Source organism: Enterobacter sp. N5-15, assembly GCF_057221635.1.
On record NZ_CM170150.1, the window covers coordinates 1531928 to 1545135 of the forward strand.

General features: G+C 57.9%; 11 protein-coding genes. 3 read left to right on the top strand and 8 right to left on the bottom strand.

Features of this window, described 5'->3' with window-relative positions; genetic code table 11:
• Positions 1-70 precede the first annotated feature (70 nt).
• Together iagB and AC2TE5_RS07195 are read left to right on the top strand one after the other, a co-directional pair.
• The gene (gene iagB, locus AC2TE5_RS07190) at positions 71-511 is read left to right on the top strand and encodes a type III secretion system invasion protein IagB (protein ID WP_193940135.1); all 441 of its coding nucleotides are present in this window, start codon (positions 71-73) and stop codon (positions 509-511) included.
• A gap of 132 nt (positions 512-643) precedes the next feature.
• Entirely contained in the window at positions 644-2470 is a 1827-nt protein-coding gene (locus tag AC2TE5_RS07195; RefSeq protein ID WP_484612920.1) for a glycoside hydrolase family 19 protein, read from the top strand.
• Positions 2471-2614: 144 nt separating this feature from the next.
• On the opposite strand, the gene AC2TE5_RS07200 is transcribed toward AC2TE5_RS07195, so the two are convergent.
• The 4 genes from AC2TE5_RS07200 to poxB all read right to left on the bottom strand — a co-directional run bounded on the left by AC2TE5_RS07200 (position 2615) and on the right by poxB (position 7925).
• Entirely contained in the window at positions 2615-3628 is a 1014-nt protein-coding gene (locus tag AC2TE5_RS07200) for an NAD-dependent epimerase/dehydratase family protein (protein ID WP_484612921.1), read from the bottom strand.
• Between the two features lie 91 nt (positions 3629-3719).
• Positions 3720-5156: an SDR family oxidoreductase gene (locus AC2TE5_RS07205; protein ID WP_484612922.1), complete on the bottom strand. Its 1437-nt coding sequence runs from the start codon at positions 5154-5156 to the stop codon at positions 3720-3722.
• Positions 5157-5166: 10 nt separating this feature from the next.
• Positions 5167-6168 (bottom strand): low-specificity L-threonine aldolase, encoded by a 1002-nt coding sequence (gene ltaE, locus AC2TE5_RS07210; RefSeq protein WP_484612923.1) that lies wholly within the window; start codon positions 6166-6168, stop codon positions 5167-5169.
• Between the two features lie 38 nt (positions 6169-6206).
• Positions 6207-7925 (bottom strand): ubiquinone-dependent pyruvate dehydrogenase, encoded by a 1719-nt coding sequence (gene poxB, locus AC2TE5_RS07215; RefSeq protein WP_047346936.1) that lies wholly within the window; start codon positions 7923-7925, stop codon positions 6207-6209.
• Positions 7926-8076: 151 nt separating this feature from the next.
• Between poxB and AC2TE5_RS07220 the strand changes: the two genes are divergently transcribed.
• On the top strand, positions 8077-8511 hold the full coding sequence (locus tag AC2TE5_RS07220; protein ID WP_484612924.1) for a DoxX family protein: 435 nt from the start codon (positions 8077-8079) through the stop codon (positions 8509-8511).
• A 90-nt stretch (positions 8512-8601) separates the two neighbouring features.
• Here AC2TE5_RS07220 and hcr read toward each other — a convergent pair whose 3' ends face one another.
• The 4 genes from hcr to aqpZ form a co-directional block, all read right to left on the bottom strand.
• Positions 8602-9570, bottom strand: coding sequence for an NADH oxidoreductase (gene hcr, locus AC2TE5_RS07225; protein ID WP_484612925.1), 969 nt, complete (start codon positions 9568-9570; stop codon positions 8602-8604).
• Positions 9571-9580: 10 nt separating this feature from the next.
• The gene (hcp, locus tag AC2TE5_RS07230; protein WP_213328390.1) at positions 9581-11233 is read right to left on the bottom strand and encodes a hydroxylamine reductase; all 1653 of its coding nucleotides are present in this window, start codon (positions 11231-11233) and stop codon (positions 9581-9583) included.
• A gap of 144 nt (positions 11234-11377) precedes the next feature.
• Positions 11378-12277: a LysO family transporter gene (locus AC2TE5_RS07235; RefSeq protein WP_331412852.1), complete on the bottom strand. Its 900-nt coding sequence runs from the start codon at positions 12275-12277 to the stop codon at positions 11378-11380.
• A gap of 180 nt (positions 12278-12457) precedes the next feature.
• Positions 12458-13153, bottom strand: a complete 696-nt coding sequence (gene aqpZ / locus AC2TE5_RS07240; RefSeq protein WP_014883193.1) for an aquaporin Z — start codon at positions 13151-13153, stop codon at positions 12458-12460.
• Positions 13154-13208 lie beyond the last annotated feature (55 nt).

The window sequence follows — 13208 nt, forward strand, 5'->3', positions numbered from 1 at the left end:
TGAGCGTTTCAAAAATTCATTTTACAGGATGTGGGCAAGGAGAAATAACCGAAACTGTCAGCAGGTAAAAATGAAAAAATTAATGTTGTTGTTATTGATAATAAGCCAAAGCGCGCTGGCCAACTGTTGGGATAAAGCGGCGCATTATTATCATGTCGATCCCTATTTACTGTATGCCATTGCTAACGTTGAATCCGGGATGAACCCGTATGCGGTTGGGCAAAACCACGACGGCACGCGCGATGTCGGGCTGATGCAGATAAACAGCTCTCATTTTACGGAGCTGGAGAGCAGGGGGATTGATGAGTACCGGCTGATGACCGAGCCCTGTACCTCCATTATGGTCGGTGCGTCCATCCTGTCCGGAATGATTAAAGTCTATGGCTATAACTGGGAGGCAGTAGGCGCCTATAACGCCGGATTAAAAAAAGAGAATTATCCGCAGCGAATGGTGTATGCCCACAAGGTCTGGAAAAAATATCAGCAGTTGAAATTAGAGGCACGTTATTAAGGTTTTTTATTTTTGAAGAATTCCCAAGGGTGTTCTTCGAAAAGTGAAAACAGCCATCTGTGGTTTATTTATTAACGGATTAATACATAAGCCGGGATTTTAAATTTAACTTCAATTAACAGGAATACTGAAATGAACAAAAGGACGTTACTGAGTGTACTGGTTGCCGGCGCGTGCGTAGCCCCCTTTATGGCACAGGCTGCGTCGCTGCAAGCGACCACCAGTGAGCCGTACACCATGAAAGCCAGCGATCTGGCGAAGAAGGAAAAAGAGCTGACCAGCTTCCCGCTGATGGCCTCCGTAAAAGAGACCATCCAGACGCTGGACAATGCTCAGGTAGAAATGATTGAGCCAGGCCGTGCGGCGAACCCGGACAACGTGAAGCGCGTAGAAGGGATCGTGAAGGCCAGCGACTGGGAATACCTGTTCCCGATGCGCGCGCAGGCCTACACCTACAGCAACTTCCTGAAAGCGGTGGGTAAATTCCCGGCGCTTTGTAAGACCTACAACGACGGTCGCGACAGCGACGCCATCTGCCGTAAAGAGCTGGCAACCATGTTTGCCCACTTTGCCCAGGAAACCGGCGGCCACGAAAGCTGGCGTCCGGAAGCCGAATGGCGTCAGGCGCTGGTTCACGTGCGTGAAATGGGCTGGACCGAAGGTCAGAAGGGCGGCTATAACGGCGAATGTAACCCGGACGTCTGGCAGGGGCAGACCTGGCCGTGCGGTAAAGATAAAGACGGTGACTTCCTGAGCTACTTTGGTCGCGGTGCGAAGCAGTTGTCCTACAACTACAACTACGGTCCGTTCTCTGAAGCGATGTACGGCGACGTGCGTACTCTGCTCGACAAACCTGAGCTGGTGGCGGACACCTGGCTGAACCTGGCGAGCGCGATCTTCTTCTTCGCCTACCCGCAGCCGCCAAAACCAAGCATGCTGCAGGTTATCGACGGCACGTGGCAGCCAAACGATCATGATAAGGCCAACGGTCTGGTACCGGGCTTTGGCGTGACCACCCAGATCATCAACGGCGGCGTAGAGTGCGGCGGTCCGACTGAAATTGCCCAGTCGCAGAACCGTATCAAGTACTACAAAGAGTTTGCGAACTACCTGAAAGTGCCTGTTCCGGCAAATGAAGTGCTGGGCTGCGCCAACATGAAGCAGTTCGACGAAGGCGGAGCAGGCGCGCTGAAGATTTACTGGGAGCAGGACTGGGGATGGAGCGCGGATACGCCAAGCGGCGAAACCTACTCTTGCCAGCTGGTGGGCTACCAGACGCCGTTCAGCGCCTTTAAAGACGGTGACTATAGCAAGTGCGTGCAGAAGTTCTTCAAAGTTAACATCGTGAACGACGACGGCTCTGCCACCACCCCGGACGAAACGCCGGTAACGCCAGCGCCGACGCCAGCGGAAGATCAGACTCCGGCACCTGCGCCAGCGCCAACACCGGATGAAACCCCGGCTGAGCCAGCGGCGGTGAACCACGCACCGGTTGCGCATATCGCGGGTCCAATCGGTGCGGTTGACGCCGGTGCGCAGGTTTCTCTGAGCGCGGAAGGGTCTACCGATGCGGATGGCAACAAGCTGACCTACACCTGGCGTTCACAGGATGGTCAGACCGTCACCGGTCAGGATAAAGCGGTTGTGACCTTCAAGGCGCCAGAAGCGGCGACGGCTCAGCAGGTTGAAGTGAGTCTGACCGTTAGCGATGGTGAACTGAGCAGCACCACCTCTTACCTGCTGAACGTGAAGGCGAAAGCGGCTACGCCATCTCAAGACGACGCGTCTTACGCGGCGTGGAGCGCGAACAGCAAGTACAACGCAGGTGATATCGTGAATAACCACGGTAAACTGTTCCAGTGCAAACCGTTCCCGTACAGCGGCTGGTGTAACAGCGCCCCGGCATACTATGAACCGGGTGCAGGCCTGGCATGGTCTGACGCCTGGACGGCATTATAAACAGCAAACGGCAACCGAAAGGTTGCCGTTTTAGTGTTTGCACCCTCTCCCGGTGGGAGAGGGCCGGGGTGAGGGCATCAGGCCGCACACTCTGTCTTTTGCCGGGTGGCGCTGCGCTTACCCGGCCTACATGAGGCTGGACGCTTACCGGTGCAACTTCCCGTGATCCCGTAACCACGCCGCCGTGCGCATAATCCCTTCATCCAGCGTCACAACCGGTTTATACCCCAGCTCGTTCTCCGCCCGCGAAATATCCAGCGTGAAATCAAAGTTAAGCTTCGATACGCCGTAGTGCGTCAGCGCTGGCTCTTTGGCCGATTTACTGCCAAAACGCTCCATGCTGCGGGCAATCATATCCAGCATCGGGTAGGGCACGGAACGGATACGACAGTCGATCTGCAGCTCGTCGATCAGCCGCTGCACAATGCTGCGCAGCGTGCACGGTTCGCCGTTAGTGATGTTGTAGGCGCGACCGGAAATGAGGTTATCGCAGTCCGTCTGGCTTGCCAGCCACATGGCGTGGACGGCGTTTTCGTAATAGGTCATATCCACCAGCGCATCGCCGCCGCGCGGCAGCAGCACGCTGCCGTAGTGGTGCATCATCTGCGCCAGGCGCGGAATAAAGACTTTGTCGTGCGGCCCGAACAGGCTCTGGGGGCGCAGCACGGTAAAGCGGGTATGCGGGTTCGATTGTGCCAGCAGGTCAATCACCTCTTCGCTGGCCGCCTTGCTGCGGGCAAACTCACAGGCAAAGCGAGCCGGGCGAAAATCTTCCTGCACGTCACGATGGTGGTGATAGTCAAAATAGAGTGACGGTGACGAGATATGAATAAAGTTACGCACGCCCCAGGCGACGGCCCATTCGCCCAGACGGCGGGTTGCCCGCACGTTGGCGAGATCGAAGGCTTCCTGGGTACCCCACGGGGAGGTGAAACTGGAGCAGTGCCACAGCGTGTCGATACCGGCGAGCATCACTTTTGCCTGAGAGGAGACCAGCTCCGTCAGGTCAGCATGGACGAACTCTGCGCCCATTTTTTGCAGCAGCTTACCCATCGCTTCGTTGCGACCGGTAGCCCTGACGCTGATGCCTTTTTTGCGCAGAAATTCGACCGCATTTCGGCCTAAGCCGCTGGTCGCCCCGGTAACCAGTACCTTCATATCTATCCACTGTGTTGAAAAGAATTTCGTGCGCATTCTTTCGTGAATTACGACGCTATGCAATGGGAAAGGTGAAAGAAAAAGGGTTTTATTAACTAATTTTCATCTTTTGTTCTGCCCGTTGCGCAATGCGTTTCGCCATCCCCCGGAAGATAAACAGGTGGGCGGGGATCATCAGCAGCCAGTAGAACAGACCCGGCATTCCGTGCGGATGCCACCAGGCGCGGACGTCCAGTTCACGATGATCGCCTTTGTCTTTGAGGGTAAAGCAGAGTCGCCCCAGCCCCGGCGCTTTCATGCCGAACAGCATCGCCAGCTGCTTTTCCGGCTCGACGATGATCACCTTCCAGCTGTCGACCGCATCGCCCACCTCAAGATACGGGCGTGCCGGGCGGCCTTTTGCCAGCCTGTGCCCCACCAGCAGATCCATTGCCCCGCGCGTTTGCCAGAGGATATTGCCGAAGAAATAACCGTCTTTGCCGCCAATCTGGTTCACGACCTCCCACAGATCTGCGAGGCTGGCGGAAGTCTTCACCGTGCAGCCCGCCTGTTTTGGGTAATAGCCGTACTCCGGCCGCCAGCGGGCAAACGCCTGGGCGTCGTAGCCCCAGTCGCTGGAGTTCACCAGCTGCTCTTCCTCTTTCAGCGTATTGCGCACGGCATCATCAAAGCGGATCAGGTCCTGGGGAATGAGTGCCCGCAGCGCGCGATCGTCCGCCAGCAAATCGTGCTTCAGCCCCTGGATCAGCGCTTTGGCAGTCGTCGGCGGTACCGAGGTGATCACATTCAAAAACCACACCGAAATCCAGCGGGTTGGAAAGGGGATGGGGATCAGCCAGCGGCGGCGGCCGCTGACGCGCATGAAATGTTCGAACTGCTCCTGATAGCTCAGGACTTCAGGGCCAGCGGCTTCCAGCACGCGGTGTTGCTCGGCCGGATGATCCAGCAGGGCCACCAGATAATGCAGTAAATTCTCCAGCGCAATCGGCGTGGTGCGCGAACGAACCCAGCGCGGCGGCGTGAGTACCGGCAGGTTGTAGACCATATCGCGCATCACTTCGAAGGCGGCGGAGCCTGCGCCGACGATGATGCCGGCGCGCAGTTCGGTAACAGGGATAGCGGCGCAGCGCAGGGTGTCAGCCGTCAGCTGGCGGGCGCGCAGGTGATCGGACTGCTCGTGTTCAGGCGCCTGGAGCGAGCTTAAAAAAATCACCTGCTTCACCGGCGTTTGCAGCAGGGCATCGCGGACGTTCATCGCCACCTGTCGCTCGTGGGCGATAAAATCCCCGCCTTCGCCCATGCTGTGCACCAGGTAGTAAAGCGTGTCGACCCCTTCGAGCAGCGCGGGAAGCTCCTTCGGCCAGTTGAGGTCAACGCTGTGGCAGGTGACGCCGGGCAAGCTGAGTTTTTGCAGCCGTTCGGTGTTGCGTGCCGCTGCCAGCACCCGGTGCCCCTGCTGGCTTAACGCCGCGGTGAGATGCTGACCGATATACCCGCTGGCGCCGAGCACCAGAATGCGTTGCGGCACGTGATGCTCCTTATCGCTGTAAAAACGCCTGCCAGTGTTTCACCACGTCCGCCAGCTGTTCACGGCTCACGTCAAGATGCATGACCAGTCGGACGACAGGTGAGGCGTTGATCAGCACGCCACGTGATTTCATAAATTCACCCAGCGCGGCGGCGTGGTCATCGCCTACGCGAACAAACAGCATGTTGGTGTCGTGACGCATCACGTCGGCGCCAATCTCGCGCAGCTGCGTAGCCATCCACGCGGCGTTGTCGTGGTCGTCCTTCAGGCGCGCCACGTTGTTTTTCAGGGCAAACAGCCCGGCAGACGCCAGAATACCCGCCTGACGCATGCCGCCGCCGGTCATTTTGCGCCAGCGGTTGGCGCGCTTGATGTAGTCTGCGTTACCGACCAGCAGAGAGCCCACCGGCGTGCCCAGACCTTTTGAGAGGCAGATGGTGAACGAGTCGCAGTATTGCGCAATTTCTTTCAGCTCGCAGCCGTACTCCACCACGGCGTTGAAGATACGCGCACCGTCCACGTGCAGGCCGAGCCCGCGCTCGCGGGTGAATTCCCACGCTGCTTTCAGGTACTCGCGCGGCAGCACTTTGCCGTTGTGGGTGTTTTCGAGGCTGAGCAGCCTGGTGCGGGCGAAGTGAATATCGTCGGCTTTGATTTTCGCCGCGACCTTATCGAGCGGCAGGGAGCCGTCCGGCGCGGCGTCAATCGGCTGCGGCTGAATGCTGCCGAGCACCGCGGCACCGCCTGCTTCATACAGATAGTTATGCGCGCCCTGGCCGACGATATACTCTTCCCCGCGCTCGCAGTGGCTGAGCAGCGCGACCAGGTTGGCCTGCGTACCGGTGGGCAGGAACAGGGCTGCCTCCTTGCCGCTCAGTTCAGCCGCGTAGCGCTGCAGTTCGTTGACCGTCGGGTCATCGCCGTAGACGTCGTCCCCGACCGGGGCGGCCATCATCTCTTCGAGCATGGCGCGGCTCGGGCGGGTTACGGTATCACTGCGTAAATCGATCATGGCATGTCCTTATTATTAAAAAGGCGATGCCAGATGTTTTACCTGAGCCAGTTGGTTTTTGCCAGTTCGATCACCTCATCGCCGCGCCCGCTGATGATGGCGCGCAGCATATACAGGCTAAAGCCTTTGGCCTGTTCCAGCTTGATCTGCGGCGGGATCGCCAGTTCCTCTTTGGCGACGACGACATCCACCAGCACCGGACCGTCGATGGAGAAGGCGCGCTGCAGGGCTTCATCCACCTCTGAGGCTTTCTCCACGCGAATGCCGGTGATGCCGCAGGCCTCGGCGATGCGCGCGAAGTTGGTGTCGTGCAGCTCGGTGCCGTCCGTCAGGTAGCCTCCGGCCTTCATCTCCATCGCCACGAAGCCCAGCACGCTGTTGTTAAAGACCACGATTTTCAGCGGGAGCTTCATCTGCACCACCGACAGGAAATCCCCCATCAGCATGCTGAACCCGCCGTCGCCGCACATCGCCACCACCTGACGCTCCGGGGCTGTCGCTTTTGCGCCCAGCGCCTGCGGCATGGCGTTGGCCATCGAGCCGTGGTTGAACGAGCCGAGCAGGCGGCGTTTGCCGTTCATCTTCAGATAGCGCGCGGCCCAGACGGTTGGCGTGCCCACGTCGCAGGTAAAGATGGCATCGTCGTCGGCGAAATGGCTGATCTGCTGCGCCAGATACTGCGGGTGAATGGCTTTGTCGCTCGGTTTGGCGAGGTCGTCCAGCCCCTTGCGGGCATCGCGATAGTCGCTCAACGCCTTATCAAGGAACTTGCGGTCCGTTTTTTCTTCCAGCAACGGCAGCAGGGCGGCAAGGGTAGATTTGATGTCGCCCACCAGCGCCATATCGACCTTGCTGTGCGCGCCGATGCTGGCCGGGTTGATATCAATCTGAATGATTTTGGCATCCGCCGGGTAGAACGGACGATACGGGAACTGGGTGCCGAGCAGGATCAGCGTGTCGGCGTTCATCATGGTGTGGAAGCCGGAAGAAAAACCGATCAGCCCGGTCATCCCCACGTCGTAAGGATTGTCGTACTCGACGTGCTCTTTGCCGCGCAGGGCGTGGACAATCGGCGATTTCAGCTTACCGGCAAATTCAAGCAGCTCCTTATGCGCGCCCGCGCAGCCGCTGCCGCACATCAGGGCGATATTGCTGGAGTACCGCAGCAGCTGCGCCAGCTTTTTCAGCTCTTCTTCCGCAGGCGTTACCACGGGCTGTGGGGCATGATACCAGTGGGTGCTAGCCCCTTCCGGCGCTGCCTTGAGGGCCACATCGCCCGGGATAACGACCACAGAAACGCCGCGGTTCAGCACGGCCTTGCGCATGGCGATCGCCAGCACCTGCGGGATCTGCTCCGGGGATGAAACCAGCTCGCAATAGTGGCTGCATTCACGGAACAGCTCCTGCGGATGCGTCTCCTGAAAATAGCCGCTGCCGATTTCGGAAGAGGGGATATGGGCGGCAATGGCCAGCACCGGCACGTGGTTACGGTGACAGTCGAACAGCCCGTTGATCAGATGCAGGTTGCCGGGACCGCACGAGCCCGCACACACGGCCAGTTCTCCCGTGAGCTGTGCTTCCGCGCCTGCGGCGAAGGCGGCAACCTCTTCATGGCGGGTAGGCATCCATTCGATAGTCTTCATCTTGTTGAGGCTGTCGCTGAGTCCGTTCAGGGAATCGCCGGTTACGCCCCAGATACGTTTCACGCCAGCCTGTTCGAGCGTTTTCGCAATATATGCAGCCACGGTTTGTTTCATGGTTGTCCGTCTCCTTTTTGTGATATCGCTTACAAGCTTAGAAGAAAGTCTCCGTATTGCCCGTCATCTCCCCCTAATTAAAAGGTGCTTTTCACGCGCAATTATTCGGCATAATCTGGCAATACCTCGGTGAAAACAGGAATAACTTCAAATGGTTAAATCATTGTTAATTGCTGTAAATGAAAAGCTATCGTGCGACGATCTTGGCAAACTCTTGTTACGACTTGCCGTCGGCGGGCTGATGCTCTTTCACGGTTTGCACAAGCTTTTTGGCGGCGTGGGCTTTATCAGCGGCATGCTGGTGGAGAAAGGGTTGCCGGGGTTTATCGCCTACGGCGTGTTGGTTGGCGAAGTGGTGGCACCGATCCTGATTATTGTTGGGCTCTTTACGCGCCCGGCCGCGCTGGTGCTGGCGTTTACGATGATCGTGGCGTGGCTGATGGTGGGAATGGGAGAAACGCTCGCCCTCGATAAGGTAGGCGCATGGGCGATTGAAAGCCTGGTGTACTTCTTTATCGGCTCGCTGGCTATCGCGTTTTTAGGCGCAGGGCGGTTTGCGGTAGGGAAAGCGCCCGCATGGCGGTAGGGTTGTTGTAGGTCGGGTAAACGTAGTGCCACCCGACAAAAAGCCCGGTGGCGCTGACGCTTACCGGGCCTACGATCGAACGTTTAACGCTTATGCGAGGACGAGATCTCCCTGCGGATGACATGAGCACGCCAGCACGTAACCCTCGGCAATTTCCGCGTCGGACAGCGTCATGGTGCTGGTGACGGTATACTCCCCGGAAACGACCTTCGTCTTACAGCAGCCGCACACGCCCGCGCGGCAGGCAGCCACTACCGGCACCTTGTTGCTTTCCAGCGCCTCCAGCAGCGTGGTACCCACGCGACCAAAGAAGGTCTGCGCAGGCTGCAGCTTGGTGAACTTAACGCCGCTGGTTGCCGCTTCCGCCACCGGCGTGAAGAACTGCTCTTTGAAGAAGCGGGTCACGCCAAGCGCTTTCACCTCTTTCTCGACGATATCCATGTAAGGCGCCGGGCCGCAGGTCATCACGGTGCGGTTCGCCATATCCGGCACGCTTTGTAGCAGCTCGCGGCTCAGGCGACCGGGCACAAAGCCGTGGGTTGCGTTGTGCTCCGCCACCAGCGTCACCGGATAATCACGCCATTCCCCGGCAAAAATCACATCTTCCGGAGAGCGTACGCTGAAAATCACCTGCACGTCGGTCTGCGGGCGATTTTTCGCCAGCCAGCGGCGCATCGACATGATCGGCGTTACGCCACAGCCCGCCGCCAGCAGCAGGAATTTGTCGTCTGCCTTGTCGTCACAGGTGAATTCCCCCTGCGCGTCAGACAGCCAGATATAATCCCCGCGCTTCACGTCCCGCGTCAGCCACTGCGAGCCCGCGCCGTCGTCAATGCGGCGGACGGTGAGCGTAATGTACTCGCTCACCCCCGGCGTTGAGGAGATCGTGTAGGCGCGCAGGGTGTCCGCCGAGTTGCGAACGCTGACCAGCGCATACTGACCTGCACGGTACGGATAGTAGTCATGGCACAGCAGCGACAGCGTCCACACATCCGGCGTCTCCTGATGGATGTGATGAACCTGCATCCGCCACGGACATTGTGAGGTTGGCATGGTCATGAATAACTCCTTACGCGCTCAGCAGCTGCTTCATATCATCTTCAACGTTGGTCACGGAACGCAGACCGAATTTCTCGTTCAGCACCGCCAGCAGGTCCGGCGTCAGGAAGCCAGGCGCGGTCGGGCCGGTCACGATGTTGGTCACGCCCAATGAGAGCAGGGTCAGCAGGATGACGATCGCTTTCTGCTCAAACCAGGACAGCACCAGAGACAGCGGCAGGTCGTTCACGCCGCAGCCCAGTTTCTCCGCCAGCGTGACCGCCAGAATGATGGCCGAGTAAGCATCGTTACACTGGCCCGCATCGATCAGGCGCGGCAGACCTTCGATGTCGCCGAAGTCCAGCTTGTTGAAACGGTATTTGCCGCACGCCAGGGTCAGGATCAGGCAGTCTTCCGGCACGCTGGTGGCGAAATCGGTGAAGTAGTTACGCTCGCCGCGCGCGCCGTCGCAGCCGCCGACGAGGAAGATGTGGCGCAGCTTTTCACGGCTGACGAGATCGATCAGCGAATCAGCGGCACCCAGCAGGGTTTCACGACCAAAGCCGACGGTAATGAGGTGCGGGATTTCGCTGTACGGGAAGCCCGCCATCTGCTGCGCCTGGGCGATAATCGGACCGAAATCGTCACCTTCAAGATGGCTCACGCCCGGCCAGCCGACGATGCTGCGGGTCCAGATGCGGTCGTCATACGCGCCCACGGTAGGGTCGATGATGCAGTTAGAGGTCATCACGATAGGGCCAGGGAAGCGGGCGAACTCCACCTGCTGGTTCTGCCAGCCGCTGCCGTAGTTGCCGATCAGATGCTTAAATTTACGCAGCTCCGGGTAGCCGTGCGCCGGGAGCATTTCGCCGTGGGTATAGACGTTAACGCCGGTACCTTCGGTTTGCTTCAGCAGGTTGTAGAGATCTTTCAGGTCGTGACCGGAAATCAGGATGCACTTGCCTTCGGTCGCTTTCACGTTGACCTGAGTCGGCGTCGGGTGGCCGTAGGTGCTGGTTTCACCGGCATCCAGAATGCTCATCACGCGGAAGTTCATCTGGCCGATTTCCATTGAGCACTCAAGCAGGGCATTCATATCGGCAGGCCAGGTGCCCAGCCACGCCATGATTTTGTGGTACTGGGCGTAAATCTCGTTGTCGTACTGACCGAGCACGTGCGCGTGCTCCATATAGGCCGCAGCGCCTTTCAGGCCGTACAGGCACAGCAGGCGCAGGCCGAGAATGTTCTCGCCAATCGCCGCTTTATCTTTATTCGGGGTGAATTCTGCCGCCTGACGCTGGAGGTCGCCCAGATCGTCGCTGACGAGCTGAAGTTCTGACATCGGGTTTTCCACGCGGGCGCTGGCGTCTGCCTTCAGGCACTGTGCTTTCAGCGCTTCACGCAGGGCAATCGCTTCGCGGGCATAGCCGACAATGCGCGGGGAATCGAAGTTAACGTTGGTCAGCGTGGAGAAAAACGCGCGCGGGGCGAAGCTGTCGACGTAGTGGTCGACAATGCCGTATTCGCGGGCTTTGAACGCCCATGCGGAAAGGCCTTGCAGGGCGGCAATCAGCAGGTCCTGCAGGTCAGATGTTTCTGCGGTTTTGCCGCACATACCCTGTGCGTAAGAGCAGCCATTGCCTGCCGGGGTACGGATGGTTTGTTCACATTGCACACAAAACATAATCACACCTGTTAAAGTTATATTTGATATACATGTTTAAGGTTATGCCTGTGCCAGAACGGAGAAAAGGGCTTTCTGCTACAAAATAGAGGGAGATTGATTTAGCGCAATTTTGGCGGCAGGAAACCTACCGCCAAAGAAGTATCAGGCAGAGAAGAAGGCCATCATGACCGGAACAAGCAGGCTTAAAATAAAGCCGTGCACGATAGCCGCGGGCACCATCTCCAGCCCTCCGGAGCGTTGTAGTACCGGCAGGGTAAAGTCCATCGACGTCGCGCCGCACAGGCCCAGCGCGGTAGAACGACTGCGGCGAACCAGGCTTGGGATCAGCATGATGGCAATCAGCTCGCGTGCCAGATCGTTAAAGAAAGCGGCGCTGCCGATCACCGGGCCGAATGATTCGGTCAGCAGAATACCGGAGAGGGAGTACCAGCCAAAACCTGACGCCATCGCCAGGCCGGTTTTCAGCGGCAGATCGAGAATAAGGGCATTAATGACGCCCGCCACCATTGAACTGGCGACAACAATCACCGCAACCATCATTCCCCGACGGTTGAGGACAATTTGTTTCAGCGTCATGCCATTATTTCGCAGCTGAATACCAATCAGGAACAGCAGGAAGATCAGCGTATATTCGCTGGCCTCTGTTGCGTGCTGTAAAAATGCCCAACCGGTCAGCCCAAGAAGAAAACCGAGCACCACGACGCCGCATAATTTTAATGATTCAAGCGCCATTGCAATTCGTGAAGGGAGTTTTTCCTGATGGTGGTGATTTTTCCATGGAATAGTGCGTTCCAGCCACAGCAGCGCGGCAATATTGCACAGCAAAATAACCACCACGGTGACGACAGAATAATGGAGGATGGAGAGTAAATTCGCCGACAGGTTATCCAGGAAGGCCAGGCTGATCCCCATAAAGAAAAGAATGACGTAAACAATCCAGCTGAGAAAACGGTTGATAAGCCGTAATGCGGATTCCTGATGCAGCGGGATAAGGTAGCCCGCAATCAGGGGCAGCAGAATAATGAGGAGTCCTGAAAACATGAACAGCCGGTCCTTTTTAGTATCTGTTGAGCGCCAGAGACACTACCCAATAAAGGCTGTTCAGTAAAGCGGCAAAAGAAAGCCGGGTGGCGCTAACGCTTACCCGGCTTGTGTCTATGTGGGGTGTGCGGCCTGTTGCCCTCACCCCGGCCCTCTCCCACGGGGAGAGGGAGGGGAAGATTAATCGCGTTTTTCCAGCAGGGTGCGGTACAGCACGCCGCCCAGGATACCGCCGATAATTGGCATCACCCAGAACAGCCACAGCTGTTCAAGCGCCCAGCCGCCCTGGAAGATGGCGACGGCGGTGCTGCGTGCCGGGTTAACGGAGGTGTTGGTGACCGGAATCGAAATCAGGTGAATCAGCGTCAGCGCCAGACCAATGGCAATCGGGGCAAAACCGGCTGGCGCGTGTTTGTCCGTTGCGCCGTGGATCACCAGCAGGAAGCCCGCGGTCAGCACAATTTCAATCACGATGGCAGACAGCATGGAGTAGCCGCCCGGAGAATGCTCGCCGAAGCCGTTAGAGGCAAAGCCGCTTGCCGCCGCGTCGAACCCGGCTTTACCGCTGGCAATGACGTACAGAACGCCCGCTGCAATAATACCGCCAACTACCTGCGCCACAATGTAGCCAATCACGTCTTTAGCCGGGAAACGACCGCCCGCCCATAAACCTAATGTCACTGCCGGGTTAAAATGACCACCGGAAATATGTCCCACGGCAAACGCCATGGTTAATACGGTTAAACCAAACGCCAGCGCGACGCCGACAAAACCAATGCCTAATTCCGGGAATGCTGCTGCCAGAACGGCGCTACCGCAGCCACCAAATACCAGCCAGAATGTACCAAAGCATTCTGCTGCTAATTTTCTAAACATAACCACCTCAAATAATTATCCGCACGCTTTCCCGCGCGCGGGATATATCGTCATA